23 protein-coding genes are annotated in these 26664 nt (G+C 62.1%); 5 read left to right on the top strand and 18 right to left on the bottom strand.

From position 1 onward, the window contains the following. Positions 1-88 precede the first annotated feature (88 nt). The 4 genes from ACIQTW_RS00170 to ACIQTW_RS00155 all read right to left on the bottom strand — a co-directional run bounded on the left by ACIQTW_RS00170 (position 89) and on the right by ACIQTW_RS00155 (position 5375). Positions 89-1069, bottom strand: coding sequence for an NAD-dependent epimerase/dehydratase family protein (locus ACIQTW_RS00170; protein ID WP_402932346.1), 981 nt, complete (start codon positions 1067-1069; stop codon positions 89-91). After that, a complete protein-coding gene (locus ACIQTW_RS00165; RefSeq protein WP_402932343.1) occupies positions 1066-3774 on the bottom strand; it encodes an alpha/beta fold hydrolase in 2709 nt (902 codons plus the stop codon). The genes ACIQTW_RS00170 and ACIQTW_RS00165 overlap by 4 nt, the downstream gene beginning before the upstream one ends. Further along, entirely contained in the window at positions 3768-4790 is a 1023-nt protein-coding gene (locus ACIQTW_RS00160; protein WP_402932340.1) for a 3-oxoacyl-ACP synthase III, read from the bottom strand. Before ACIQTW_RS00160 ends, ACIQTW_RS00165 begins: the two co-directional genes overlap by 7 nt. Positions 4791-4940: 150 nt before the next feature. Further along, positions 4941-5375, bottom strand: coding sequence for a ChaB family protein (locus tag ACIQTW_RS00155; protein WP_402932337.1), 435 nt, complete (start codon positions 5373-5375; stop codon positions 4941-4943). 158 nt (positions 5376-5533) lie between these two features. On the opposite strand from ACIQTW_RS00155, the gene ACIQTW_RS00150 reads away from it, so the two are divergent. Together ACIQTW_RS00150 and iolB are read left to right on the top strand one after the other, a co-directional pair. Then, positions 5534-6274: a GntR family transcriptional regulator gene (locus ACIQTW_RS00150; RefSeq protein ID WP_017199821.1), complete on the top strand. Its 741-nt coding sequence runs from the start codon at positions 5534-5536 to the stop codon at positions 6272-6274. A 28-nt stretch (positions 6275-6302) separates the two neighbouring features. Further along, positions 6303-7196, top strand: coding sequence for a 5-deoxy-glucuronate isomerase (iolB, locus tag ACIQTW_RS00145; protein ID WP_402932334.1), 894 nt, complete (start codon positions 6303-6305; stop codon positions 7194-7196). 69 nt (positions 7197-7265) lie between these two features. Here the strand turns inward: iolB and ACIQTW_RS00140 are convergent, their stop codons facing one another. From ACIQTW_RS00140 to ACIQTW_RS00110, 7 genes are all read right to left on the bottom strand, one after another. Further along, positions 7266-8300 (bottom strand): Gfo/Idh/MocA family oxidoreductase, encoded by a 1035-nt coding sequence (locus ACIQTW_RS00140; protein ID WP_402932331.1) that lies wholly within the window; start codon positions 8298-8300, stop codon positions 7266-7268. Beyond that, a complete protein-coding gene (locus tag ACIQTW_RS00135) occupies positions 8293-9345 on the bottom strand; it encodes a Gfo/Idh/MocA family protein (protein ID WP_402932328.1) in 1053 nt (350 codons plus the stop codon). Before ACIQTW_RS00135 ends, ACIQTW_RS00140 begins: the two co-directional genes overlap by 8 nt. A gap of 5 nt (positions 9346-9350) precedes the next feature. After that, positions 9351-10349 carry a Gfo/Idh/MocA family oxidoreductase gene (locus ACIQTW_RS00130; protein ID WP_402932325.1) on the bottom strand — a complete coding sequence of 333 codons (999 nt, stop codon included), beginning with the start codon at positions 10347-10349 and terminating at the stop codon, positions 9351-9353. Between the two features lie 125 nt (positions 10350-10474). After that, on the bottom strand, positions 10475-11401 hold the full coding sequence (locus tag ACIQTW_RS00125; protein ID WP_091467187.1) for an ATP-binding cassette domain-containing protein: 927 nt from the start codon (positions 11399-11401) through the stop codon (positions 10475-10477). A 12-nt stretch (positions 11402-11413) separates the two neighbouring features. Next, on the bottom strand, positions 11414-12472 hold the full coding sequence (locus ACIQTW_RS00120; RefSeq protein ID WP_402932321.1) for an ABC transporter permease: 1059 nt from the start codon (positions 12470-12472) through the stop codon (positions 11414-11416). 64 nt (positions 12473-12536) lie between these two features. Further along, positions 12537-13532: a substrate-binding domain-containing protein gene (locus ACIQTW_RS00115; RefSeq protein WP_402932318.1), complete on the bottom strand. Its 996-nt coding sequence runs from the start codon at positions 13530-13532 to the stop codon at positions 12537-12539. Between the two features lie 144 nt (positions 13533-13676). Then, positions 13677-14690, bottom strand: coding sequence for a LacI family DNA-binding transcriptional regulator (locus tag ACIQTW_RS00110; RefSeq protein ID WP_402932315.1), 1014 nt, complete (start codon positions 14688-14690; stop codon positions 13677-13679). A 150-nt stretch (positions 14691-14840) separates the two neighbouring features. Between ACIQTW_RS00110 and ACIQTW_RS00105 the strand changes: the two genes are divergently transcribed. The 3 genes from ACIQTW_RS00105 to ACIQTW_RS00095 all read left to right on the top strand — a co-directional run bounded on the left by ACIQTW_RS00105 (position 14841) and on the right by ACIQTW_RS00095 (position 18184). Then, positions 14841-16019, top strand: coding sequence for a Gfo/Idh/MocA family protein (locus ACIQTW_RS00105; protein ID WP_402932312.1), 1179 nt, complete (start codon positions 14841-14843; stop codon positions 16017-16019). Then, positions 16016-17035: a sugar phosphate isomerase/epimerase family protein gene (locus tag ACIQTW_RS00100; RefSeq protein WP_402932309.1), complete on the top strand. Its 1020-nt coding sequence runs from the start codon at positions 16016-16018 to the stop codon at positions 17033-17035. Before ACIQTW_RS00105 ends, ACIQTW_RS00100 begins: the two co-directional genes overlap by 4 nt. Positions 17036-17161: 126 nt before the next feature. Then, positions 17162-18184, top strand: a complete 1023-nt coding sequence (locus tag ACIQTW_RS00095; RefSeq protein ID WP_402932306.1) for a Gfo/Idh/MocA family oxidoreductase — start codon at positions 17162-17164, stop codon at positions 18182-18184. Positions 18185-18272: 88 nt separating this feature from the next. On the opposite strand, the gene ACIQTW_RS00090 is transcribed toward ACIQTW_RS00095, so the two are convergent. Genes ACIQTW_RS00090 through iolC form a run of 7 tightly spaced genes read right to left on the bottom strand, consistent with a single transcriptional unit; the run spans position 18273 to position 26658 of the window. After that, positions 18273-19145: a sugar phosphate isomerase/epimerase family protein gene (locus ACIQTW_RS00090; protein ID WP_402932303.1), complete on the bottom strand. Its 873-nt coding sequence runs from the start codon at positions 19143-19145 to the stop codon at positions 18273-18275. A gap of 12 nt (positions 19146-19157) precedes the next feature. Further along, entirely contained in the window at positions 19158-20171 is a 1014-nt protein-coding gene (locus tag ACIQTW_RS00085) for a Gfo/Idh/MocA family protein (protein ID WP_402932300.1), read from the bottom strand. 48 nt (positions 20172-20219) lie between these two features. Next, positions 20220-21137 carry a sugar phosphate isomerase/epimerase family protein gene (locus tag ACIQTW_RS00080; RefSeq protein ID WP_402932297.1) on the bottom strand — a complete coding sequence of 306 codons (918 nt, stop codon included), beginning with the start codon at positions 21135-21137 and terminating at the stop codon, positions 20220-20222. A gap of 24 nt (positions 21138-21161) precedes the next feature. After that, positions 21162-22673, bottom strand: coding sequence for a CoA-acylating methylmalonate-semialdehyde dehydrogenase (locus tag ACIQTW_RS00075; RefSeq protein WP_402932294.1), 1512 nt, complete (start codon positions 22671-22673; stop codon positions 21162-21164). A 29-nt stretch (positions 22674-22702) separates the two neighbouring features. Next, positions 22703-24658, bottom strand: a complete 1956-nt coding sequence (gene iolD / locus ACIQTW_RS00070; protein WP_402932292.1) for a 3D-(3,5/4)-trihydroxycyclohexane-1,2-dione acylhydrolase (decyclizing) — start codon at positions 24656-24658, stop codon at positions 22703-22705. A gap of 6 nt (positions 24659-24664) precedes the next feature. Further along, positions 24665-25627 carry a deoxyribose-phosphate aldolase gene (locus ACIQTW_RS00065; RefSeq protein WP_402932289.1) on the bottom strand — a complete coding sequence of 321 codons (963 nt, stop codon included), beginning with the start codon at positions 25625-25627 and terminating at the stop codon, positions 24665-24667. Further along, complete coding sequence (gene iolC / locus ACIQTW_RS00060) at positions 25624-26658, bottom strand: 5-dehydro-2-deoxygluconokinase (protein WP_402932286.1); 1035 nt, start codon at positions 26656-26658, stop codon at positions 25624-25626. The genes ACIQTW_RS00065 and iolC overlap by 4 nt, the downstream gene beginning before the upstream one ends. Between the last annotated feature and the right edge of the window lie 6 nt (positions 26659-26664).

Below are 26664 nucleotides of genomic sequence, written 5' to 3'. Positions count from 1 at the left end.
TTTATCTCACTTTGATCCTGCGGTTAGGGTTTGGCAACACTAATCCGGTGAAAAGGCAGAACCGCCCTTCCGATCCCGGCCTGTTTCCCTATGGCCGGATACTCGAACCGTAGTGTTCGGCCAGCCTCGCCAGTCCCTCATCAATCGAAACAGCAGGCTTCCAGTTGAGGAGCTCACGGGTTACGCGTTGGTCGAACCAGTGCGCGGTGGAGAGCTGTTCAGCGAGGAACCTGGTCATCGGCGGTTCCTCTTTGCGCCCCGCCCAGGTCCAGAGTTTTTCCACTACTGCTCCGACTGCCCTTGCCGCACCGCCCGGCACAGACCACGACGGCGGGGCCACGCCACCCGCTGAGCAGATGCCGGCCAGCAGCTCGCCGATGGGCCGGGGCTCCCCATTGCTCACCACCACGGCCTTGCCATGGACGTGCTCCATCCGGTGCAGGGCAGCAACGATGGCAGACGCGGCGTTGTCCACGTAAGTCGTATCGATCAGGGCAGCGCCGGCGTCGAGCAATGGCAGACGACTGTGGCTGGCGCGAGCCAGGACGCGTTCCACCAACTGGGTGTCGCCGGGGCCCCACACAATGTGGGGCCGCACTGCTGCCACCCGGAACTCCGGTCGATCTGCCGCGAGGGCCAGCAATTCTGCCTCGGCCTTGGTGCGGGCATAGTCGCCGCGCGCGTGGTGTGGGTCAGCCTGCGCCGCCCCCGATCCCACGATGGCTGCCCCGGAGTGGGCCACCGACGGTGACGAGACATATACGACGTCCCGCACGCCGGCCGCCTGTGCGAGGTTGAGCAACCGGAGTGTCCCCTCCACATTTACTGCATCAAACTCGGCCGCGCGCCCTGTAATGGACACTTTGGCGGCGAGGTGGATGATTCCTTCCGCCCCGGCGACTGCGTTGCGGAGAGCCGCTACATCGTCAATGGAACCGCAGAAGTCCTCCGCGCCGTCCACGCCCGACGGGCGGCGCTGGAAGGTTGCGACGGCATGGCCTTGGCGAAGCAGTTGCCGTGCAACCTCCCCTCCCAGGAGCCCGCTGGCACCGGTGACCAGAACCCTCATGGCTTCCCCGGACGTCCGCCAGCCAGCACCCGTGAAGCCCAGCGGGCCAGGCGGGTCCTGTCGATCTTGGCGTTGTGCCGGATGTCGGTGGGCTGTGCAGGGACCACCAGCACAGCGCTGACATCGACCCCGGCTTCGGCGGCCGCTCGTCGGACACGCCCCGCGAGTTGCGGCCCGGCGGGGCCGGCTTTGGGCACGGGAGGCGCGGTCTCCACTACCGCAACCACTGCCTGGGTTCCCGACGGTCCAACCCCGGCGATGGCGGCCACCCGTACGCCGTCCAGGCGTTCGATGGATTGTTCTGCCCCGACCGGCGTCACCACAGTCCCAGGCGCCGTCACAACATGGGCAAGGCGTCCCTCCACCCAAAGACGGCCAGCGGCGTCGAAGTGTCCCACGTCGCCCGTGCGGTGCCATCCGCTCACGCCGGCACTCTCCCGTTGGGTCAGCCAGAGCCTGTCGTAGGCTTCCTTGACGTGCGGCGCGCTGACCAGGATTTCGCCGGTGACCCCTGCCTCGGTCACAAGGTCCGATCCGGGTGCGGTTCCATCCGTCGCCAACGGAACAACAGCCAGGTCGGCTCCGTGAACCGGATTCCCCACGCAAACCCCGTTCCCGGCCCCGAGGACGGTCCCGGCAGCCGCGTCGGTTTCCGCGGCTTGAATTTCTTCCAGGCTGATGTCCGTGACTGGAAGCGCCTCCGTCATCCCGTAGGGCGTATGCAGGGAGGCTTGGGGCATCAACTGCTGCACCTGTGCCAGGAGCGGCTCGGGGACGGGCGCGCCTGCGGATAGGAGTAGCTCAATTTTGTGAAGAGCAATGCGCCCTGTCCCGCTCAGGGCATCCCGGGTGGCTATGACGTTACGCAACGCTGCGGGCGAGGCGAAGACCACGGTAGCGGAGATGCCAGCGACGGCGTCCGCCAGTGCTCGGGCCGTCAAGGTGCGGGGCGCAGTAACGTCCATGGCCGGGGTTACCGAAACTGCTCCGAGCGCCGGACCCAGCAAAGCAAAGGGGGCGAAGCCCGCTACAAGGCGGGTACCGGAACGGATCCCGAAAGTCGCGGCAACCGTATCCCGCATCGCGGCCAACTGCCCGTGGGTGTATAGCACTCCCTTAGCGGGGCCAGTGGAACCGGACGTGAACAAGACAGCGGCTGGGGCAGCTGGATCCACACTCGTCCTTGGCATCTCGTCGCCACGCCCGGCGCCGCCTATGGCTCCACGCCTTCCCAAGGCCGCGAGCGAGGTCTCAACCCCCAGGATTCGACGGCGGGTGGCGGGGAGGTCCTGCACGCTGATGCGCCGCCCCGGCCAGCCGAGCACCGAGGCTGCAGCGAGTGCCTTGTCGATGCCAATGATGAAATCCGGGGTAGCACCCTTCACCGCGCGGCTCATGCCTTTGGTTCCCAGACCGGCGTCGGCCACCACTACTACCGCACCCACCTTCAGGCAGGCATAGAGGGCCACGGTGAGTTCGGTGCCGGGTGGGACCATGAGGCTCACCCGGCTACCGCGCCCTACACCGACTTCCCGAAGGCCGGCGGCCAGGTCAAGGATGTTCCGGTCCAGCTGTTGCCAACTGAGCGAACGGCTCACGCTGCCGTCGGGCGCCATTTCGGCCACAGCAATGTCTTCGTTTGACGGTCCAGCCGCCAGCTCGCCGAGAAGTCCCCACAGTGGACGGAGGGCCGGGTCCTTCTCCTCGGCCATATCCTTGACCGGCTCTCCGCTGACAGTAGAAACGGGAACTTGGGAATCGTCGCCACTGATTGCGACACCATGTACGGCAAGCCAATCAAAGATGGGCGTGGCAATGTCCCGGTCCTCCGGCAAGAGGTGTCCGGCTCCTTCGAAGCGATGGACGTCAGCGTGCGGAAGCCGGCCGATAAGGTCTTTGAGGTACCTGTCGGAGAATATTGGATCCTTGGGCCCCCAGAGCATCAGGGTGGGAACCTTCAACCCGCGCAGGCCTTCGGCTACACGGGTAAGCGCCGGGAAGCTGGGATGGTCAGCGTCTGCAGGGATGTCCGCAACAAAATTCCCCACCCCTGCCCGCCGTCCGGCTCCGCGGTAGGGTGCCATGAAAGCCCTTCCGACGTCGGCCTGCAGCGGCGGGTTCGCCAGTGAGTGCGTTACCCGCAGGAACGCGTCCGACGTCGTGGTGCCCCACTTGTGTACGGCGGGGTGCAAGGCGAGCCGAAGGGCTGGCGGGATTGGCGAATCCGAGGGTTGATGTACGGCCGTATTGGTCAGCACCACACCCGTGACGAGCTGCGGATGTTCCAGCGCCCAGCCCATGCTGACCACGCCACCCCAGTCGTGGCCTACCGTCACCACCGGCCCCTCCAGACCCAGCGCATCAGTGAGATCACCGAGATCGTGGATCCTGTCAGCCAGGCGACGGAATGTGCCGGTACGCTCTGAATAACCCATGTCCAGCTGGTCCACGGCAACAACCCGCCACGGATGGGCGGAGTCTGATCCCGCACTCAACAGCGTCCGCCAAAGGTAGGACCAGGTGGGGTTGCCATGCACGCACAGCAAAGTCCCGATCGGGGTCAGGCCACGGCGCGCGAGCTGGGCGCCGTTATCCAGCAAGTGCCAGCGGCGAACAGAGCCCGGAGCGTCAACCTCCGACGTGGACACTACGCGGATTGTCCGCGACCATTCAGGGTCCACACCGGGCCAGTTGGCGGCTACCAAACGATTTCCACCATTCCTGCGTTCAGTCCCGAGCCAACCCCCATGCACAGGACCCGGTCACCCGATGTCAATGACTGCGCCTGGGCTGCGAGCGTCATGGGGAGCGACGCGGGCCCCACATTGCCCCAGTGCGGGAACGTAATGGGGACCTTCTCCGGGTCCAGGTCGATGGCATTGATGATCGCCTGGGTGTAGGCATTGCTGACCTGGTGTGTGACATAGCGGTCCATGCTGGCCCAGTCCCACTCGGGCTGGGCTTCATGCCAGGCATCCACCACAAGCTGCAGGCCGCCGTCGAGCAAGCCCTTGGTATCGGTGGACATGCCATCGATACCTCCAACGCACAATTCGTGGTGTTCCGTGCCGGCCCGCATGACGCCGCCCACAAGCCGATGCGCCCCCGGGTGCTCGTCCACAGGGCCCAGGACGGCCGCGGCGGCCCCGGACCCCAGAGTCAACGTGGCAAACTCCCGGTTGAAATCCTCGCGCGTGGTCTCAGGCCTCTGGAGTCGCTCCAGCGTGGCCTCTTGAGTGCCCTGCGCGTCCTCTCCGTTGACGATGACCGCATACCGGATCTGGCCCGAGTCGATCATGTTCGCCGCCAGGATCAAGCCGTTCACGAATCCGAGGCAGGCGTTGGCCAAGTCAAAGTTCATGGCCGACGACGGCAGGCCGAGTTCGTGGTGGATTTTGACCGCCACGGACGGCTCAAGGTTGCGCCTGGTAACCGATGTATTGATCAGCAAGCCGATTTCCGAGGCTTCGACGCCGGCTTCAGCCAAGGCTTTGGCGCCCGCCTCCACCGCAGCGTCATCGAACGATGTCCCTGCGGCCCACCAGCGGCGATGCGTGATGCCTGCAACGCGCTCGAGCAATCGCGGTGGAAACTTCAGCCGCTGCAGGGTCGAAGCCAATCTCCGGTCGAAATCCGTGGAGCTCACTATCCTCGGAGCCTCGACGCTGCTCACCGAGAGCAGCGCGGTGTTGCTGTGCCGGAAGGTCGCATTCCCTGCCAAGTTAAGCCCCTGTTCGTTTCTGTCCTGCCTTCATGCGGTGACTGTACCCATAAAGTGCAACCCCAAGACGTTAACTATGCCGGTGCGAACCGGTTCCTGCATATTTGGCGCATGTCGGACCCAGTCAAGAGCAGGCGGGATGATGAGGGGCTAGCCTTCCCGAGCCTTCCGCGTTGCGGCGTCGTTGGCCTTCTGCAGCGCTTCCACCAGCTCATTCTTGTCCATTTTCGAGCGACCCTTGATGTCCAACTCCCGCGCGCGCCGGTAGAGGTGCTCTTTGGAGGCATTGGCATCCACACCCCCGGCCGTGGGCTTGGCTGAATCCACGCCCTCCTCCGCGCGGGCATCGGAAGGTCCGCGTTCCTCCTTGGGCTCCCAGTGGTCGCCCACCTTTTCGTAACTGTGCTTCAGAGCCGCAAACGCCGTGCGGGCTGCCCTGCTCGAATCGTTGTCATAAGACTCCATGGCCGAATCGTAGGTCTTGGCAAAAGTGTCCTGGGCCTTCTGGTCCGAGCGCTGCAGGGTGGACGGCAACTCGTCCTTGCGGGCGTGATCATTCTTTCCGGTCTTTGGCAATGCACTCATCCTCCCGACGTCTTGTGCTCTGACATAAACCATTTGACCATCGAAAGTTGACTGCTACCATCGAGGGAGAAAGTATGTCCTATCAAGCGAACAAATGGCTACATACCTTGAGCATCCGCCCGGAGGCAACAGGTTGCGCCTGAAACCCGGGGTATCCAGTGGTTACAAAACTTGGTCTTAACATCGACCGCTCTTCTCCCGTGCCTCTTTACCACCAAGTTGTACAGGGTATCGAGGCAGCCATCCACAGCGGAGTATTGGAACCCGGCAGTCGCCTTGAGAACGAAATCGATCTTGCAGCCCAGCTCAATCTGTCCAGGCCAACCATGCGTAAGGCCATGGACGAGTTGGTCCGCTCCGGTCTCCTGGTTCGCAAACGCGGGGTAGGTACCCAAGTGGTGTCCAGCCAGGTCCGGCGACCCTTGGAACTTTCCAGCCTTTTCGACGACCTGACCAATAACGGCAAGAAGCCCACCACCACCGTGCTCAGCTTTTCCCACGAGGAAGCAGACGCCGCCACCCTCGCGGCGCTTGAGCTTCCCGCTGGCTCCAAGGTCTACCACTTCACGCGTCTTCGCAAAGTTGGGGGCAAACCACTGGCCCTGATGGAGAACTGGGTGCGGGATGACATCGCCACCATGGACGAAGCCATGCTTGCGGCAGAGGGGCTCTACTCAATCCTGCGCCGTGGCGGCGTCAACTTCCGCCTGGCCACGCAACGTATCGGCGCCATGATTGCCAATGACTACCAGGCACCCCTCCTTGAGACCGAGGTGAATTCCGCCTTGGTCACCATGGAACGCACGGCTGTGGATGACACCGGCCGCCACGTTGAGACCGGCCACCACGTCTACCGCGCCGATTCCTACAGCTTTGAAATGACACTCGTACAGCGCTGATACAGCTAATACAAAGGACTCCCCTTCCATGACGAATTGGGTTTACCCCTTGGGTTCCGCCGCCGACGGCGTGTGGGACATCTCGCTCGGCACCTCTGATTCCACCATTGCCATTGATGGCTGGCAACACACTGGCCTCAAGGTCGCAACCATCCCGGCGGGCGCCGCCGTCGAGCTCCCAGCTGTTGGTGAGGAACGTATTGTGGTGCCCCTCAGCGGCGCTTTCACCGTAACCGTCGACGGCGTCGACCATGCCCTTGCGGGCCGGGCCTCCGTGTTCCACGGACCCAGCGACGTCTTGTACTCCGGTACCGGAAAGTCCGTCAGCATCAGCTCGGCAGACGGCGGGCGTGTAGCAATTGCAACTGCCCCTGCGCAGACCGCCTACCCGACCCGCCTCGTCACTGCTGCCGAGACACCTGTGGAACTCCGGGGCGCCGGTAACTGTTCACGGCAGGTACACAACTTCGGCACCCCGGCAGCACTGGAGGCCGACCGTTTTATCGTGTGCGAGGTCATTACTCCCGCCGGGAACTGGTCCTCCTATCCCCCACACAAGCACGATGAGGAAAAGGACGGCGAAACCCACCTTGAAGAGATCTATTACTTCGAGACACAGGTAGCCGTCGGCTCCGGCGCACCGGCTGATGCCGATGCAATCGGCTACCAACGGGTCTATGCCTCGGATGAGCGTCCCATCGACGTTTCCGCAGAAGTTCGGACCGGCGACGTCGTCCTGGTGCCCTACGGCTGGCACGGCCCCGCAATGGCAGCGCCAGGCTACGACATGTACTACCTGAACGTCATGGCAGGCCCTGGGCCCGTTCGCGAATGGCTGATCAGCGACGACCCCCACCATGGTTGGGTACGGCAAAGCTGGGACGGCCAGGACATCGATTCGCGGCTGCCATTCGGCGCCTAGTACAAGGCATGAAAGTGCCCCTTCTTCGAATCCAACATTTTCGAAGAAGGGGCGCTTTTGGCAGAATCGTCAGTTGGTTACTTTGAGGGCAACGCTCACGGGCGTGCCGGTTGCCAGCGATTCCTGGGCCGCATCTGCCACACGGGAGGCTGCTACCGCGTCCTCCGGGGTGCACGGATTTTCGCGCTCCCCCATGACCAGCTCCACAAAGGCAACCATCTCGGAGCGGTACGCCTGGTCGAAACGCTCCGCGAAGGTCTGGTGCGGTTTCCCTCCGGGGAAAGTGACGTCAGCCTCAACCGAGGTCAATGCGCTCTTCCCATCCAGGCCCACCATCACCGAGCCATCCGAGCCCTGAATCTCCAACCGCACGTCGTGGCCTGCCCCGTTGTAGCGGCTGGCAGAAACCGTGCCCACCGTGCCGTCGTCGAAAGTGATGAGTGCCAAGGCTGTATCCACGTCGCCCACATCGCCGATGGCCGGGTCTCCATTGTTGGAACCCTTGGCATAAACCTCCACGATTTCGCGGCCCGTCAGCCACCGGAGGATGTCGAAGTCATGGACTGAGCAGTCCCGGAACAGCCCCCCGGATGTCGCCAGGAACTCGACCGGGGGTGGCGTCATGTCGCAGGTAACTGCGCGCAAGGAGTGGATCCATCCCAATTCCCCGGCTTCATACGCCCGCTTGGCCTCCAAATAGCCTGCATCGAAGCGTCGCTGGTGGCCGATTTGCACCACGCCGTTGTTCTCCCTGATGTAGTCCAGCACAGGCAGCGCATCGGAGACGTTCATGGCCACGGGCTTTTCGCAGAACACCGGAACGCCGGCGTCCACTCCGGCGCGGATCAGTTCCGGATGGGTTGCCGTTCCTGTAGCAATAACCAAGCCATCTACACCTGAGTCGAGCATCTCCGTCACCGAAGTAACGAACTCTGCACCTAGTCCAGCAGCGATGGAACGTGCATGCTCCGTAGCTACATCGGTCAGCTTCAGGCGGATATTTACGCCCCTGCGACCCAGAGTTTCCTTAAGGGCGACGATGTTTTTGGCGTGCATGACGCCGATGCGTCCTACGCCAACCAAGCCAAGAATGACATCACTCATGATTTTCCTTTAGAGGTTGAAGGGTGACTGGTATCGGGAACACCACGCCCAGCTGGCGTCGAATCTCATCGGCTACTTCCAGCGTGCGGATGGAGGCTGCCAGCGTCCGTTCGCTGGTTTGCATCCTGCCTGCGGCAATAGCCCTTGCCACGGCCGTGGCTTCGTAGTGAAGGCCTTCGAAGTGTCCGCCTGCTGGTTCAGCGTGACGCAGCCGCGATCCGTCAGGAAACCTGACTTCGAATGCACCGGGCATGTTGAACGGACCCTCGATGACCAAGGTGGCGTTTGAGCCAACAATGGTGGCCGTGGTGGGCGTGAAGTTATGGAGGTGGGTGTTCACGACTGCCTGGGCGCCACCGTCGAACTGCATAACGGCGGACAATTGCGCATTAACCCCCGATTCATGAGGTTGACCGATTGCATGCAGCTCACGAGGACTGCCCAACACCTCCGTGACCAGCGCCAGGGGGTACGTGCCTAGATCAAGCAGCGGACCACCGGCCAAGTCCGGATTAAAGATTCGATGCGAAGGATCAAAATGCTCACCGTACTCGGCCACCACGGTGGTGATGGTGCCCAGCGTTCCGGCATCGAGTATCTGCCGGATCACATCGAATTTTGGCAGGAAGAAGGTCCACATGGCTTCCGCGGCGAAGACACCTGCAGCCTCGGCACGCGCCGCGATGTCCCGTGCCTGGTCTGCGTCGAGTCCAATCGGCTTTTCGACCAGGACGTGCTTGCCGGCGTCGATAGCCAGGACCGCGGCCGCGTGGTGGCCGGTATGCGGCGTACACACGTAGACAATGTCTATGTCCGGGGCTGCCGCAAGTTCCTCATAACTGCCATAGGCGGCGGGAATGTTGAACGCCTCCGCAAACGCCTTGGACCGGTTCAGGGAACGGGAGCCGACGGCGGCAATCACCTGCCCGGTGTGCGCCTGGATGGATTCGGTGAAGCGCTCGGCGATCCATCCGGGGCCCATGATGCCCCAGCGCAGGCTGGGAGCATGGCGGGATTCCGGTACACGGGAGTAAGGGAGCCTCATTGGCGTCACGAGTAGCTGACTTTCGTAGACGTTCCGTCGCTGTGCAGCGACTGGATCATGGCTTGTGCAACGAGGGAGGCGTTGAGTCCGTCCTGTGCACCGGCAAGCGGAGTCGGCTCTCCGCCCGCGAGCGCGGAAATCCAAGCCTGCAACTGAATCCGGTACGCGTCAGCGAAACGGGGGCGCCAGTCCGCAGGGATTAGCTCCTGCCTGGCTCCTTCCTGTTCGAAGGCCAGCGGGGACGATTCCTGAAGGGCAGTGGTACCCAGTTCTGAGACCACCTCGCAGCGCGTGGTGTAGCCGTACTGCGCGTTGAGGTACAGCTCCAGCGTGGTGAGTGTCCCGTCTGCAGTGCGCAACGTCATGAAAGCCGGATCCTGTAGTCCGGTTTCGGCATGTCGAGTGCTCTTTCCGGCCTGCCATGACACTTCCGTAATGGGCGAATCCAAAAGCCAAGGAACTATGTCCAACTCGTGGATAGCCGAATTGGTGATAGCCGATTCTGCAGTTGTTCCTGGCCCCGCTGAGCCATTCCTGCTGACACAGTGAACCATGAGGGGTTCACCCTGCTTTTTCCCGCGCACGGATTCCCGCAGAGCCACATAACCCGGATCGAAGCGTCGCATGAAACCGAGGGACAAAAGCGAAGTACCCGTTGCGGCCACGATGTCCGCGTCGGCCGCCACTACTTCCAGGCTTTCAAGAAGCGTTGGTGCCAGCGGCTTTTCGCAGAGCACAGGGGTCATTGCTTCGAAGCATTCAAGGACCAGGCCGGCGTGCGTGGAATCGTGCGAGGCAACGACGACGGCGTCCACCTCACTTGAATAGATCAGCTCCGATGGGTCTGAGGTAATACGCGCGGTGGGCGGTGCCGCCGCGGCGGCACGGTCGACGTCGAGGTCTGCCACAAAGGTGACTTCGGCTCCGCCGATGGTGCTGGAGAGGTTCCTGATGTGGTCTGCACCCATGACTCCGGCGCCAATGACGCCTACCCGGATCGGCATGGTGTTCCCTTCTTTTCCTAAGTGTGTGCGTTTTGTGCGCACAGTGTGGCGGGGTGTTCCGGGGGGACCGGAAGCACCCCGCCGATACTGCTACTGGGCCTGCTGTTACTGAGCCTGTGCTGCTGCTAGGCGTGCTTCGGAGCGCCGGCGTTCACGCTGTCCGTCACGTCCGCAACTTCCGCTTTGACCTCTTTCACCACGTCGCCGTGGCCACCCAGCTGCTCGAGCTCATGTGCGAGTTCAGCCAGTTCAGCGCCGCCGGCCATCTGGGCTGTGAGTTCGTCCAGGGTGATGTCCTTCTTGTCGTAGTAGCCAATGGATTTGCCGCGCTTGAGCAGCAGGAAACGGTCCCCGACCGGGAAGGCGTGGTGCGGATTGTGGGTGATAAAGATGACGCCCAGACCACGGTCGCGGGCCTGGAGGATATAGCGCAGGACCACGCCTGACTGCTTCACACCCAGCGCAGCCGTGGGTTCGTCCAGAATCAGGACCTTCGCACCGAAGTACACGGCGCGGGCAATCGCGACACACTGGCGTTCACCACCGGAGAGCTGACCAATGGGTTGCTCCACATCGCGCAGGTCGATGCCCATCTCGGCCAATTCCTTCAGCGTGATGGCCTTCATCTGTTCGACGTCCATGTACTTGAACGGTCCGAAGCCCTTGGTGAGCTCTGATCCGAGGAAGAAATTCCGCCAGATCGGCATCAGCGGTACCACTGCAAGGTCCTGGTACACCGTGGCAATGCCGGCGTCCAAGGCATCTCGGGGGGAGCCGAACTTCCGTTCCTCACCCATGATGTTCAGGACGCCTTCGTCGTGCTGGTGGAGGCCGGCGATGATCTTGATCAGCGTTGACTTACCCGCGCCGTTATCTCCCAGAACACAGGTGACACGGCCGTTGTCCACGGCCATCGTGACGTCGCGCAGGGCGATGATGTTGCCGTAGTGCTTGCCGACCCCTTCCAAGGAGAGGAGATGGACGGGCGTGTGGGTGAGGGGATCGCGCTCATTCTGGAGCAACGTTTCCTGGTCGATCGCTTTGGCATTCATTTCCCGGGCCCCTTACTTGAGTTCCGCGCGTCGCTTGACGATGAGGTTGACGATGGTGGCGAGCAACAGCATCAAGCCCAGGAAGAACTTGAACCAGTCCGGGTTCCACTGCGCGTAGACGATTCCCTTGTTCGCCATGCCAAAGATGAAGGCACCAATCGCGCCACCCACGGCCGAACCATAGCCGCCGGTGAGGAGGCAGCCACCAATGACGGCAGCAATGATGTAGAGGAACTCGTTGCCCACACCTTCGCCGGACTGCACGGCATCGAAGGCAAAGAGGTTGTGCATGCCCAGGATCCAACCGCAGAAACCAACCGCCATGAAGAGACCGATCTTGGTCTTGGTTACAGGGACACCAACTGCGCGGGCGGCATTGGCGTCACCGCCCACGGCGAAGATCCAGTTGCCAACGCGGGTGCGCAAAAGGATCCACGATGCCACTGCCACGAGGACGATCCAGAAGAACACCGTGATCTTGACTTCCACGCCGCCGATGCTGATGGAGGAGGCGAACACCGCCCGTGCTGATTCGAATCCGTCCAATTTAGAGATCGACGGCGAGGAAACGCTGCCGCCGATGAGGCGGGTCAGTGCCAGATTGAGGCCCGTAAGCATGAGGAAGGTCGCCAGGGTGACGATGAAGCTGGGGAGCTTGGTCTTGACGAGAATCCAGCCGTTGATGAATCCGATGCCGAGCGAGACCACCAGAGCCAGCGTGACACCCACCCAGGCATTGAGCGAGAAGTTCCAGCTGAAGAGCGAGGCAGTCAGGGCGGAGGAGATCACGGCCACACCAGTGGAAAGGTCGAACTCACCACCGATCATCAGCAGTGAAACCCCTACCGCCATGATGCCAATGGTCGATGAGCCGTAGAGCACAGTGGCGAGGGCGTTCGGTTGGGTAAACGTCTGGGAAACAGAAGCGAAGAAGATGAACAGGACAACTGCTCCGACCAGTGCACCGACCTCGGGCCTCGCCAGGAACTTTTGGACCGGACTACGGCGTCCGACCCGTTCGTCGCCAGGGGCCGAAGCCCCCGTCGGCGGCAGAGTTGTTGTATTTGCCATAGGAATGACTCCTTGTTGGTCAGGCTGCGTGGCGGTTCTCCGCCACGCAGCCGGATGCCTGGATCTAGCGGACGCCCTGCTGGGCGAACTTGAGGACGTCTGAGGCGTTGGCCTTGTCCACAATGGTTGGACCGGTCAGGACGGGCTGGCCGCCGCCGATCTTGAAGCCGCCGCGCTTTGCCTGCCACAGGGCATCGACTGACATGTAGCCCTGAAGCCATGGCTGCTGGTCGACTGTGAAGATCACTTGGCCGTCGACGATCTTCTGGGCAAGTTCGGCATTCAGGTCGAAGCTGGCTACCTTGGACGAGCTGCCGGCATCGGTAACCGATTTGAGCAAGGTAAGGGTGATGGGAGCGCCGAGACCGATGATCACATCAGCATCTTTGGACGCCTGAAGTTTGGCCGTGGCCGTTGACTGGACAGCGGTCATGTCTTTGCCGTCGACGTAGAGGATTTCGGTTGCCGGCACCTTGGCCTTTACACCGGCGCAGCGCGCTTCGAGGCCCACATGGCCCTGCTGCTGGATGACGCAAACCGGGTGCTTGTAGCCTTCTGCGGCGAGCCGGGTGCCGACTGCCTCGCCGGCAAGCTGTTCGTTGGATCCGAAGTGCGTGAAAGCACCGAGCTGGCTGGAAACAGATTCACCTGCATTGAGGCTCACCACGGGGATACCCGCATCAGTGGCTTTCTTCAATACATCCTTCAACGCATCCGGAGTTGCCACCGTGACAGCAATGCCGTCAACCTTCTGGTCGATGGCCTGTTGAACAAGCTGGGCCTGGCGCCCTGCTTCGGGATCGCTGGTGTACAGAAGTTCTACATTGTCCTTGCTTGACGCTTCTTCTGCCCCCTTGCGGACAATGTCCCAGAAGGTGTCGCCTGCCGCTGCGTGAGTAATCAGGGCCACCTTAATGCGGTCTGTGCCGGCTACCTGTCCAGCGCCTGCACCCCCACCGGAATCTGCAGGTTTGCCGCCCTGGCTGGAACAGGCGCTCAGGGCCACCAACGGAACCACTGCTGCGACGACTGCCGCTTTGCGCCACGAGAATTTTGCCACCGTTATCTCCTTTGATGTCAGCTTCGGGCGTCCGGGGACTCGTTCCCGGATCGCCTGCTACCTCGATCATGGTGACCGAACTCACAAATGTCAAGAGTTTGTCCTGACATTAGTATGTTTGTACGTGGCATCCTCCTCCAGCACTCAGGATCGTGGCGCCGCCGTAGTGCCCCGAACTACCAAAATGGGGTCAATCAGCTTGCGCTGCGATACCGGGGCAACGCCTTGGATGCGATTCAATAGCGCTTTGGCAACATCCACCCCCACCACATCGCTGCGGTTGTCCACGGACGTCAGTTCGAGATAGCGGGACTTCGCCAGCGCTGAATTGTCATAGCCAATCACCGTGATATCCGTTGGGACCGACAAGCCGCGGGCCTTGATCGCGCCAAAGGCGCCCAGCGCCATCGTGTCATTGGCCGCAAAAATTGCCGTCGTGTCCGGGTGGCGATCAAGGAGCCAGCAAGCCGAAGAGTACCCGTCCTCCTCCGTGGTATCGCCCTCCTCCCCCACGATCAGCGGTTCTACACCGGCTTGATGGAGTCGGTCCCGGAAGCCGTCCCTGCGGTGGGCTGCAGCGCCGCCAGAGCCCGAAAGGTGCCCGATCCTGCGGTGCCCGAGTTGCAGCAGGTGGTCCGCCGCCATCGCGCCGCCACCGTCGTCGTCGTTGGTGATGAGGTCAGCGTCGGCCGGAACTCCATTCCGCCACCCCGCAACCACGGTGGGAACTTCCGTGCCGCTCAGCGCCGTGGCGCCAGGTTCGGCGGCGATCACCAACCCGTCCACATGCATGGCCAGCAATCCGTCAGCAGCCTCCTTGATGCGGTTTTCACCCGGGCGGGAATCGGCGAGCATGACCTGATAGCCATGTTCGGTCAACACTGATTCCAGTCCGCGCAGCAGGTCAACAAACCAAAGGTTGCGGTAGTCGTCAATGACGAGGCCGATGCTCTTGGTCCGGCTGCTCGCCAGCGTGGTGGCCGCCCGGCTGGGGCGGTATCCCAGCTCGGCAATGGCAGTTTTGACCGCCTCGCGGCGCTTCTCACTGACTTTCGCGGGGTTCTGGAGGACCAGCGAGACCAGCGACGGCGAAACGCCGGCCAGCTTAGCCACATCATAAATCGTTGGGCGCCGCGCCTGCGGCGTACTTGTGCTCATGGGGCCAACTTCCGTAGGGGCGGTCCGATGGGGATGAAGGATTGACAGGACATATAGACATGGCTAATCTCAAATCCAACCTACAAAATTGTAGCGCTACAAAATGCCGTCGAGTCTCCCCCGCCGCGGCAGAATTTCAAAGGAGAAATCATGGCTGAAAGCCTTGGCGTCGCGGTCATCGGCGCAGGCATGGCCGGCAAGGCCCATGCAGCGGCCTACCGGACTGCGTCCACCCTCTACAGCCCGGTGCTTCCGGATATCCGTTTGGTCTCCATTGGTGACGTGAACGCTGAATTCGGCTCGTTGGCGGCCCGCCGCTTCGGCTACGAACGCAATGACACCTCATGGCAGGCAATTGCAGCAGCGGACGATATTGACGTTGTAAGCGTTGTCATTGCGAACTCATTGCACCGCGAAGTGGTTGAAGGCCTCCTGGCCGCCGGCAAACACGTGCTGTGCGAGAAGCCGTTGAGCGATTCGCTGGAAGATGCCCGTGCCATGGCGGACACTGCCCGGAACGCCAACTCCATCGCCCGTATTGGATTCACCTTCCGCCGCACCCCGGGTATCGCCTACATCCGCGACCTTATCCAGAACGGCACCTTGGGGAATGTCCTGCACTTCAGCGGCCGGTACTGGACCGACTACGGTTTCAGCCCCGAAGCGCCGATGAGCTGGCGCTATAAAGGTGGCCCCGGCTCCGGTGCGCTGGCCGACGTCGGAAGTCATCTGACGTACGTCTCCGAGTTCCTGTGCGGTGACATCAAGTCCATCAGCGGCGGCCGGCTCACCACTGCGATCCACAAGCGTCCGTTGCCGCTCAGCGCCGTCATGGGTCATGACCATGTGGCCGTCACCGACACCTTCGAAGCTGTTGAGAACGACGACTACGCGGCATTCAACGCAGAGTTCGCAAACGGTGCAGGAAGTTTCGAAGTCTCACGTGTAGCGGCAGGACACGCCAATAGCCTGCAGTTCGAGGTGTTCTGCGAAAAGGGCGCAGCCAAGTTCGACCAGCGCCGCCCATCGGAAATCCAACTGTTCCTCAATGACGGATCCGGCAATCAGAACGGCTACCGCCAGGTGATCCTCGGCCCCGGCCACCCGTACATCACCGGCGGCCTCGCCATGGACGCTCCCGAGGTGGGTTTCGGCCAAAACGACGCGTTCGGCTACCAGGCCCGCGCGTTCCTCGAGGAGGTTGCAGGCCTTGGCGAAGACACATCCCTGCCTCGCTGCGCCACCTTCGACGAAGGCGTGCGCAACATGGAACTTCTCGGTGCCGTCACCGAATCCGCCCTCAACAACGGGAAGAAGATCACACTATGAAACTCGGCGTCTACAACGCAATCCTGCACGACCGGCCACTCCCGGAGGCGCTCAAGGTCATCGCAGACCTAGGACTGACCGGCATTGAAATCAATACCGGCGGCTTCCTGCCGGCAGTTCATGTACCCACCATGGATCAGATCCTGGAGAGCGACGCGGCCCGCGATGATTACCTGGCGCTGTTTGAGGGGACCGGCGTTTCGATCGCCGGCCTGAACTGCAACGGCAATCCCTTGCACCCTAGGCGCGAAATCGGCGAAAAGCATGCTGAAGACATCCGCCGCTCCATTCGACTGGCGCATCGGCTGGGACAGAAACGGGTAGTCACCATGTCCGGGCTGCCCGGCGGCGAGCCCGGTGCTACTACCGTCAACTGGGTGGTCAATGCCTGGAACTCTGCGGCACTTGACGTGTTGGACTATCAATGGGGCGTCGCCGCCGATTTCTGGAGGGAAACCGACCGCCTTGCTGCGGACCACGACGTCAAGGTGGCACTCGAACTGCACCCGCAGAACATCGTGTTCAACACTGCGGACGTCTACAAGCTCATCGAACTCACCGGCGCCACGCATGTCGGTGTGGAACTGGATGCTTCGCACCTCTTCTGGCAGCAGATGGATCCAGTTGCAGTGGTCCGCGAGCTCGGTCCGCTGGTGTTCCAGGCGGCCGCAAAGGATGTCCGGGTGAATACCGGGAATGCAGCCCTTTACGGGGTGCTGGACAACAGCTTCCGCCGGCTCTCTCCGGATGAGAACCGCACAAACCTTGGTGGCGACGAGTGGGCCAATGAATGGCCGAAAAAATCCTCATGGGACTTCGTGGCCCTGGGCCGCGGCCACGACACCGCCTTCTGGACTGAGTTCCTGCGTGCGCTGCACGAGGTGGACCCGGACATGCTGGTCAACATCGAACACGAGGACGTTTCCCTAGGTCGCATCGAAGGGCTGCAGGTGGCAGCCCAGGTACTCCTGGACGCTGATGCGGCACTCTCTGCGTCATTGAACCCGACGGCCTGAGGCTTTACGGCCCGGCCCCTTGGGACTACTTACCGGGCTCTAATGGGGACGGCGCTTAGGCGCCGTCCCCATCCTTTTGTATCCACAAATCACGTAGGCCCACACAGCAAAAGGAAGGGACAGAACATGAGACTTGGCCTTGTTGGATACGGAGCAGGCGGGAAGTACTTTCATGCACCGTTCATTGAAGCCGCCGAGGACATCGAACTTGTGGGGGTTGTAGCCCGCTCGGATGCAACCAAGGCGTCTGTGAAATCGGACTTCCCGGGGCTGCCTACCTACGCGAACCTTGGCGGGCTCCTCGCCGCAGGCGTGGATGCCGTCACCATCACCACCCCTCCGCACACGCGTTATGACCTGGTGATGGATGCCATTCGTTCCGGCGTTCATGTTGTGGCTGACAAGCCTTTCGCCCCTACCGCAGACGCAGCGCGTGAACTTGCGAATGCCGCCTGGGAGGCAGACGTTGTCTTGAACGTTTTCCATAACCGCCGCCGCGATGCGGACATCCTGACGCTCGCCAAGGTGTTGGCATCAGGAGAACTGGGCGAGCTATGGCGCGTGCACTCCATCATGGACCAGGACAACGCAGACAGCTTGGAAGTTGGTACCAGCGGCGGGCTCTTGCGCGACTTGGGCAGCCATCTGGTTGACCAGATGCTGTGGCTCCTTGGGCCGGTGAGCCATGTGCACGCCACCCTGGACTGGACTGACCGATTCGGGGAACGAACAGACTGCGGCTTCATTATCACCCTGACCCACGCTTCGGGAGCGGTTTCCAGCGTATCCGCCAGCAAGCTCAACCACTCCACCACCAGGGAATTGCGCGCCTACGGAAGCGAGGGTAGCTACATTGCTTCGGGTTCCGACGTTCAAGCGGATGCTTTGCTGCAGGGACGCAGGCCTTCAGCGGAACCCGAAACGTGGGGCATCGACGCGCAGGAGAATTGGGGAACCCTGTCCCGCACGGGAAAGCGCGGGCTTGTGCCGTCCGCGCAGGGAAACTACACCGGCTTTTACACAGAGTTCGCCAAGGCGGTCCGCGGCGAAGGTCCCGAACCAGTGCCGGCATCAGACGGGATCCGGACCCTCGAAGTTCTGGACGCAGCCCGCCGCAGCGCGCTGGAGAATGTTGTGATTGCGCTCTGACGAGTTCTTGCTCCGGGACGTAGAAACGCCCGACGCCTGCCGGCGTCGGGCGTTTCTACGGGGTCAGCCGCCCCGACCGCTACCGGCTTTAGTTCGTTCGGGCGACGTAGTCGTTCATCGTCTTTAGCTGGTAGCGGGAAACATCTTCCGCGTTCTCATCCTCAGCGAAAACCGACGAGACCATCACGGTGTTCTCCTTGTCCAGGAAACCGATCTCCTTCAGGCCGCCAAAGAATTCGTCCCAGTTCACGTCGCCGTCGCCGATCTTGAGGTGCTGGTGAACGCGGACGGCATTGCCGGGCGGGTTGGTGATGTACCGGAGGCCGTGGGACGCATGATGGTTCATGGTGTCCGAGACATGCACCAAGCGAAGCTTGTCCCCCGCTGCCCGCATGATCTCCAGCGGCTTGTTACCCATGTGGAAACTGTGCGAAGCGACGTAGACCATCCCGATGTTCGGGGAGTTTACGCCCCTAATGACACGGAGAGCGGCCAGGCCGTCCTCCACGAAGTCGTCCGGGTGCGGATCAATGAGGACGTCCAGGCCTTCGCGTTCGATGATCGGTAGCAGCTCCTCCATGGAACGGTAAAACGCACGTTCAGACTCCTCTGCTTTCTCCGGTCGGCCGCTGAACTCGGTGTTCATGGTCTGGACACCCAGGTCCACCGTGATCTGGATGGCGCGCTTCCAGTACCGGACTGCGGCTTCGCGGGCGTCCTCGTCCGGACCTGACCACCGCAGGACCGGCAGGACCGACGCAATTTCGACGCCGACGTCCTTGCAGGCTGCCTTCAGTTTTCCGACGAGTTCATCGTCGGCCTTTGGGTGGTTATAGAACGGAATGAGATCCGCATGCGGGGTCATCTGAAGGTATTTGTAGCCGAGATCGGCCGCCACGCGAGGGAACTCCAGCAGGGTGTGGCTGTGGTGGAACGGTGTGGGATCCAGTGCAATCTTCATGATGAATGTCCCCTACTTGTAAAGGTCAGGCTTGATGTTCAGCTGAACCTTGACCTTTTCGCCCGACTTCTGGGCTTCGACGCCGGCCTCGCAGCAGGCCGCGGTGGCGTAACCGTCCCAGGCGGTTGGACCGCCGATTTCGCCGCGAAGTGCGGCGTCCACCCAGGACTGCACCTCGACGTCGTACGCAGCTCCGAATCGCTCTTCAAAACCTGGGGTGACGTTGCCGCCCCATTTGCCCGCGGACTGGATGTACGGGCCGTTATCGGCGCCGATGCTCACAATGCCCTCTTCAAAGGATGCTTGCGTGGCCACCTGATAACCGAATTTGGCGTTGACGAAGATTTCGACGTCGGCCAGCACACCTGACTCGGTTTCCAGCAGCACGTGCTGGGGATCGTGCTGGCCGTTCGGCGCACTGCGCGTGGGCTTGCCCAGGCGGACCTGCACGGAGGTGATTTCTTCACCCGTGAAGTAGCGGATTGCGTCGAACTCGTGGACGACGGAGTCGTTGATCAGCATTTCGTTGGTGAATCCCTCGGGCGTGCTCGGGTTGCGGTGCTGGTGGTGCAACATCAACAGCTCCCCCAATTCGCTGTTGCGGATGATCGCACCCAAAGCCGAGTACTCGGCGTCGAAACGGCGCATGAAACCCACCTGGATGCGCTTGTGACCCAAAGCCTGCTCGGCCTGGACAACTTTCCAGGCGCTATCAGCGTCCGGGGTCAGCGGCTTCTCACACAAGATCGGGAAGTCTTTCTCCAACGCCTTATAGAGGATTTCCTCGTGGAGGAAACCGGGCGTTGCAATCAGGACGGCGTTGACATCACCGTTGTTGAGTGCCTCGTCGGCACTGACCAACGCCACGGCGCCGTCGATTCCCTCAATGGCGGCTTGCGCACGGGCAAGGTCGACGTCGACGACGGCGGCTACTTCAGCGCCGTGGATGCGGGTGCTGAGGCGCTTGATGTGGTCCGCACCCATGCGGCCTGCGCCGATGACGGCAACGCGGAGAGTCTTGGTCACTGTATCTGTCCTTCGTGAAGTTTTTCGGGGTGGCTGTTGCTGGCGGTGCTACTGGACCCTGGTGCGGGATCCGCAGGACAGCAGGTAATTGCGGGTCCGCTTGGCGATGGGCATCGGCACATCGAACGCAACCGGGTACATGTCCTGCTCCACGATGCCGAAGATCGGCCGGTTCAGGGCTTCCACGGCTTCGATGACCGCGCGCAGGTCAGGCAGGCCGTTCGGTGGCTCGGTCATGACGCCGGCGAGGTTGGCAGCTGCCCATGTCATGTTCTTCTCGTTTACCTCGGCGAGAACCTCCGGGTTGATCTGCTTGAGGTGCAAGTAGCCGATACGGTCCGGGTAGTTCTTGATGAGCTCCAGGCTCGATGCGCCACAGTACTCAGCGTGCCCTGTGTCCAGACACAGGTTCAAGTACCGCGGATCGGTCGCAGCCAACAGTGTTTCGATGTCCTTCTGGGCACCGACGTGCGAATCAGCGTGCGAGTGGAACTGCTGGTGCAAACCAAAGTCCTCCAACAGGACCTTGCCCATCCGGTTGTGGCCTGCGAACAAATCTGCCCATTGCTCGTCGGTAAGTTCACCGTTCTCCACGGCTTCACCGGTGACGTCGTCGCGCCACATCGCGGGGATGACCACAATATGTTCACCACCCATTGCTGCCGTCAGTTCGGCAACCTTTCGGGCGGGTTCCCATGCTTCGTCGTATTGTTTGGCACCACGGTGGAAGGCAGTGAAGACCGTACCTGCGGTGACCTGGAGGTCACGCTGCTTCAGTTCCTCAGCCAAGCGGATGGGGTCGTTCGGCAGGTAGCCGTACGGGCCCAGTTCGATCCATTTGTAGCCGGACTCCGCAACCTCATCAAGGAACCGCTCCCAGGGAGTCTGCTGGGGATCATCAGGGAACCAGACGCCCCAGGAATCAGGGGCGGTGCCGATGATCAGCTTGTTCTCAACATCAGTCATGACAGCGTTGTCTTTCTCTGGTCGCTAGTTGGAGGGGAAGTTGTAGGAGGCGCCGGAGGCGTGGGTGGGTTCGGGCCAGCGTGAGGTGATGACTTTGCCGCGGGTGTAGAAGGAGACGCCTTCGGGGCCGTAGATGTGCTTGTCGCCGAAGAGGGAGTTCTTCCAACCGCCGAAGGAGTGGTAGGCCACCGGGACGGGCAGGGGCACATTGATGCCCACCATTCCTACCGTCACCGAGCGCTGGAACTTCCGGGCGTTCGCACCCGAGGAGGTGAAGATTGCAGTGCCGTTGCCGTAGGGGTTGGAGTTGATCAGCGCGATGCCTTCTTCGAGGTCGGCGACGCGGACCACTACCAGGACCGGTCCGAAGATTTCCTCGGTGTAGGCGGTCATTTCGGTCTTTACGTGGTCGATCACGGTGGGGCCCACCCAGAAGCCGTCTTCGTGGCCTGGGACCACCAGGTCGCGGCCGTCCACCACCATGGCAGCGCCGGCGGTTTCGGCTTCGGTCACGATCTTGACGATGCGTTCCTTGGACGCCGGGGTGATAACCGGACCCATTTCGGCGTCGGGTTCTGTGCCGTTCTTGACCTTCACGGCCAGGGCGCGTTCTTCGACCTTCTTCACGATCATGTCAGCGGCGTCACCCACGGCGACGGCAACGGAAATCGCCATGCAACGCTCGCCTGCGGAACCGAAAGCAGCAGCGGCGAGGTGGTCGGCGGCGTTGTCCAGGTCAGCGTCGGGCATCACGATGGCGTGGTTCTTCGCACCGCCCAGGGCCTGGACCCGCTTGCCGTGCTTGGTGGCGGTCTCGTGGACGTACTGCGCGATCGGGGTGGAGCCAACAAAGGAGATGCCGTCCACGTCCGGGTGGGTCAGCAGCCCGTCCACGGTTTCCTTGCCGCCGTGCAGGACCTGGAACACGCCATCAGGAAGGCCGGCCTGCTTCCACAGTTTGGCCAGGAGCATGGAGGCGGACGGGTCACGCTCTGAAGGTTTGAGAATGAACGCGTTGCCCGTGGCGATGGCCATCGGGGCCATCCACAGCGGCACCATGACCGGGAAGTTGAAGGGGGTGATCCCGGCAACAACGCCCAGAGGCTCGCGGAAGGAGAAAACATCGATCCCGGTGGAGACCTGGTCCGAGTAGTCGCCCTTGAGCAGCTGCGGGATTCCGCAGGCGAACTCGATCACTTCCAGGCCGCGGCCGATCTCGCCCTTGGCATCGGAGAGGACCTTGCCGTGCTCGGCGGTAATCAACTCGGCGAGGTCATCCACGTGCGCGGCAACCAGCTCACGGAACTTGAACAGCACAGCGGTGCGCTTGGCCAGGGAAATGTCACCCCACGAATCCGCCGCCTTGCGGGCCGCGGCAACGGTGGCGTTCAGGTCGGCGTCGTTGGCCAGCCGCAGTTCAGCGGACACCTGGCCGGTGGCGGGGTTGTAGACGGGCTGAGTGCGGTCGCCTTCGCCGGTGGTTTCAGCGCCGTTGATGAAGTGGTGAATGGTGGTCAGTGTGGTCGTCGTCGACATATGCGGACTTCCTTTTAGTCTGTGGGGTTCTAGCCGAGCAGTTTGCGCTGGCGGTTCTTGTGGTCGGTGTACGTCTTGTAGGCCTGCCGGGTGGATTCGAGCTCGGAAACCTGCGAGACGGGAACGTCCCACCAGGACTCGGAGCTCGGGGCATCCAGCAAAGGATCAGACTCAACGTGGATCACGATTGGGCCCGTTTCCGGGGCCGCCTTGGCTTCCTTGATCGCGGCGCCCAGGGCTTCAATCACGTGCTCCCCCGGTTCGATCCGGATAACCCTCGCGCCCAGGGACTCTGCGTTGGTGGCCAGATCGATGGGCAGGTTCTCACCGGCGTCGAAGCTGTGCTGTTCCTTGTCCAGGACCCGGTACTGCGTACCGAACCGCTGCGAACCGAGGGATTCGGAGAGGGAACCGATGGAGGCGTAACCGTGGTTCTGGATGAGGACCACAATCAGCTTGATGCGTTCGGCGACGGCGGTCACCAGTTCGGTGTGCATCATCAGGTAGGAGCCGTCCCCCACCATGACAACCACATCTCTAACAACAGCGCCGGGGCCGGCCTTGGCCGCTTCGGCCAGCGCCGCACGCTTGACGCCCAAACCGCCCGGGATTTCGTAGCCCATGCAGGAGTACGCGTACTCCACGTGGTAACCGAAGGGGTCCCGGACCCGCCACATTTTGTGCAGGTCACCGGGCAGCGAACCCGCCGCGCAGATGACCACATCCTGGTCATCCATGGCCTTGTTGGTGGCGCCGATGATCTCGTTCTGCGCCGGCAACGGCGTGTAACGGGTCTCGAAGGCCTCGTCCACAATTCCGTTCCAGCGCTTCTTCTCGGCTGCGACCTTGTCTTCAAGATCAGCACCAACCCGGTAACCGCCCAATGCCTGGTTGAGCTTCACCAGTGCCTTGCGCGCGTCAGCAACGATCGGCAGCGTGGTGCCGTGCTTGTACGCATCGATCGGCGCGACGTTGATGTTCACGAACTTCACGTCCGGGTTCTGGAATGCCGTACGGGACGCGGTGGTGAAGTCCTCGTAACGGGTGCCGATCCCGATGATGAGGTCCGCTTCGGCAGCGATGGCGTTGGCCGCCGTCGTGCCCGTTGAACCGACCGCACCAAGGGAGAACTTGTGGTCCCACGGCAGGACGCCAACACCTGCTTGGGTGTTGCCCACCGGGATGCCGGTCAGCTCAGCGAATTTGGCGAGTTCCTCGTTGGCATACGCATAGAGGACGCCGCCGCCGGCGATGATCAGTGGGCGCTTCGCGGCGCGGATGGCCTCGGCCGCGCGGCGAATGTCCTCGTCCTCTGCCTCGGGCCGGCGGATCCGCCACTCCCGCTCGGCAAGGAACTCCTCCGGAACATCGAAAGCCTCGGCTTGCACATCCTGAGGCAGCGAAATAGTCACAGCGCCGGTCTCAGCCGGGTCCGTCAGGACCCGCAATCCGTGGTGGAACGCAGAGAACAATTGCTCCGGACGGGATACCCGGTCAAAGAACCTGGACAACGGACGGAACGCATCGTTGACCGTGATGTCATACGCGTACGGGAGCTCCAACTGCTGCAACACCGGATCCGCAGCACGGGTCGCGAACGTGTCACTCGGGAGCAGCAACACCGGCAGACGGTTGGTAGTAGCCAAGGCAGCACCCGTCAAAAGGTTCGACGAACCCGGCCCAATGGAGGTACTGATCGCAAACGTCTGGCGACGACGCGTGTGCCGGGCATAACCCACGGCCTGATGCACTTGGGCCTGCTCATTACGGCCCTGGTAATACGGCATGATCGTTGGGTCCGCAGCCTGATACTGCTTCAGGGCCTGGCCCACACCGGCCACGTTGCCGTGTCCGAAGATACCGAACGTCCCTGGAATCAGCCGCTCACGATACTCCACACCATCGATCGAATCCACGGTGTACTGCTTGGAAAGGAACTCGACCACAGCCTGCGCCACGGTCATCCGACGGGTTGCTGTACCCATTACTAGCTACTCCGATACTTTCACTGGGATACGGTCTGACATGGTTCGCTCATCCGCCGCGGCGGGCAGGGGCGCAGGGTTGTTCAGCAGCGAGGCTGCCGTCGCAACGGCACCTGCCACATCGCCGTCGTGCGGGTAAAGCAGCGTCCTTCCGACAGTGAGGCCTCGAACACCAGGCAAGGCAAGAGCTGCCTGCCAGCTGGCGAAAACCTCGTCCTGGCTACCGTCGGGGTCACCGCCCAGCAACACGGTAGGCATGGTTGTGGACGCCATGACGCGTTCCATCTCTGCCACAACCGGCAATTTCATCCAGGTGTAGGCACTGGTGGAACCGAGGCCTTCGGCAATGCCGACAGATTTGATCACGGCGTCAGCGCGGAGATCATTGCGGACCTTGCCGTGTGCATCACGGACGGAAAGGAACGGCTCCACCATGGCGATGAGCTTGCGCTCGGCCAAAGAATCAATGGCTTTCGCCGTCGCCTCGAGAGTGGCTACCGTGTCAGGGTCACCCAGGCAGATGCGCGTGAGCATCTTGCCGCCATCCGCACCGAGCGCCTCCAAAGCAGCAGCAGTGTGCCCGGTGAAGCGATCGTCGAACTCGTTGACCAGCCCTGCCAAACCACCGCGGTTCATGGAGCCGAAGACGAGCTTGCCTTCCAAGGCACCCAGCAACAGAAGGTCATCCATGATGTCCGGCGAGGCGAGGATGCCATCAACTGCAGGGTTCGCCAACGCGATCTGCAGACGATCCAAAAGGTCCCTGCGATCGGCCATGGCCATTGGCTGAGCACCAACGGCGAGGGCACCCCGCGCCGGGTGGTCCGCGGCGACAATGAAGTTCTGCGCGCTGTGTTTCAGGCCAGGATGGCGACGGCGGGTGGCTGCTGCCCGAGCTACGGCCTCGGGGTCCTCCAACCGGATACGGCTCAAGTGCTCGTAGCGGCGGGGATCGTCATTAAGGCTCAACGAACTGCTCCTTCACTGAACGTGTCGGCTGTGAGTGCGGCGGCTGACAGACTGGCGCCGGGGATGGGGCGGCCGCGTTCTGCGAGCAGCGAGGTAACTTCCTCCGGCGTCGGCATCGCGTCTGCACAAGAGAGACGCGAGGCGACGATTGCGCCGGATGCGTTTGCGTAATCCAGGACTTCCGAAAGGGGCCAACCGGACAACAGTCCGTGGCAGAAGGCACCGCCGAACGAGTCGCCAGCGCCCAAACCGTTAACGGTTTCCACTGGTACAGGTGCCGAGACCACACGCTCCGTGCGGGTCTTGGCCATGACGCCGTCCGGACCGAGTTTGACCACGGCAATTTCGACGCCGGCAGCCAGCAGGCGGTCCGCCTGCTCATCAGGAGTCCCATCACCTACGGCGACAGCGCATTCCTTGTCGTTACCGATCGCGACGGTAACGTGCGGGAGGACTTTGGCAACCTCGGCGCGGGCTTCTTCCTCGGAGGCCCAGAACATTGGACGGTAGTCCAGGTCCAGGATGGTGAACTGACCCTCTTTAAGGCCGGTTCGCGGACGGGCCTGGTGGGCTTTGATGTGCGCCTCACGGCTGGGCTCCTGGCAGAGGCCGGTGACGGTGGACCAGAAAATGCCCGTATCACGGATCGCCTCCAAGTCCAGTTCTTCAGCTCTGATCTGCAGGTCCGGAGCAGTGGGAAAGCGGCCGTAAAAGTACAGTGGGAACTCGTCCGTAGCCGGCTTGATCGCACAGAAGGTCACGGCCGTGGGGTACTCCTTGACCGGGGAGACGAAGGAATCGTCAACATTGAACTTGCGCAATTCCCGGTGAAGGTAGTTTCCGAAGGCGTCGTCCCCGGTACGGGTGATGATTCCCGCGCGGCGCCCGTGACGCGCGGCGGCGACGGCCACATTGGAGGGCGAACCTCCAAGGTATTTGCCGAAGGACGTCACATCCTCCAGATCCACCCCAATGTCGTTGGGGTAGATATCAACGCTGATGCGCCCGATCGTAAGCAGTTCGTGGGTCACGATAAT

Source organism: Paenarthrobacter sp. NPDC090517, from assembly GCF_044769165.1.
In the GTDB taxonomy this organism is placed as follows: domain Bacteria; phylum Actinomycetota; class Actinomycetes; order Actinomycetales; family Micrococcaceae; genus Arthrobacter.
This window is presented reverse-complemented; position numbering and strand designations above follow the sequence as displayed.

Coding starts and splice junctions, on each gene's coding strand:
- ACIQTW_RS00130 (WP_402932325.1), bottom strand. CDS start 10,349: ATGCCGATCCGGGTAGGCGTCATTGGCGCCGGAGTCATGGGTGCAGAC.
- ACIQTW_RS00105 (WP_402932312.1), top strand. CDS start 14,841: ATGGCTGAAAGCCTTGGCGTCGCGGTCATCGGCGCAGGCATGGCCGGC.
- iolD (WP_402932292.1), bottom strand. CDS start 24,658: ATGGGTACAGCAACCCGTCGGATGACCGTGGCGCAGGCTGTGGTCGAG.
- ACIQTW_RS00080 (WP_402932297.1), bottom strand. CDS start 21,137: ATGACTGATGTTGAGAACAAGCTGATCATCGGCACCGCCCCTGATTCC.
- ACIQTW_RS00120 (WP_402932321.1), bottom strand. CDS start 12,472: ATGGCAAATACAACAACTCTGCCGCCGACGGGGGCTTCGGCCCCTGGC.
- ACIQTW_RS00155 (WP_402932337.1), bottom strand. CDS start 5,375: ATGAGTGCATTGCCAAAGACCGGAAAGAATGATCACGCCCGCAAGGAC.
- ACIQTW_RS00090 (WP_402932303.1), bottom strand. CDS start 19,145: ATGAAGATTGCACTGGATCCCACACCGTTCCACCACAGCCACACCCTG.
- ACIQTW_RS00095 (WP_402932306.1), top strand. CDS start 17,162: ATGAGACTTGGCCTTGTTGGATACGGAGCAGGCGGGAAGTACTTTCAT.
- ACIQTW_RS00125 (WP_091467187.1), bottom strand. CDS start 11,401: ATGAATGCCAAAGCGATCGACCAGGAAACGTTGCTCCAGAATGAGCGC.
- ACIQTW_RS00075 (WP_402932294.1), bottom strand. CDS start 22,673: ATGTCGACGACGACCACACTGACCACCATTCACCACTTCATCAACGGC.
- ACIQTW_RS00135 (WP_402932328.1), bottom strand. CDS start 9,345: ATGAGGCTCCCTTACTCCCGTGTACCGGAATCCCGCCATGCTCCCAGC.
- iolB (WP_402932334.1), top strand. CDS start 6,303: ATGACGAATTGGGTTTACCCCTTGGGTTCCGCCGCCGACGGCGTGTGG.
- ACIQTW_RS00100 (WP_402932309.1), top strand. CDS start 16,016: ATGAAACTCGGCGTCTACAACGCAATCCTGCACGACCGGCCACTCCCG.
- ACIQTW_RS00140 (WP_402932331.1), bottom strand. CDS start 8,300: ATGAGTGATGTCATTCTTGGCTTGGTTGGCGTAGGACGCATCGGCGTC.
- ACIQTW_RS00110 (WP_402932315.1), bottom strand. CDS start 14,690: ATGAGCACAAGTACGCCGCAGGCGCGGCGCCCAACGATTTATGATGTG.
- ACIQTW_RS00170 (WP_402932346.1), bottom strand. CDS start 1,069: ATGAGGGTTCTGGTCACCGGTGCCAGCGGGCTCCTGGGAGGGGAGGTT.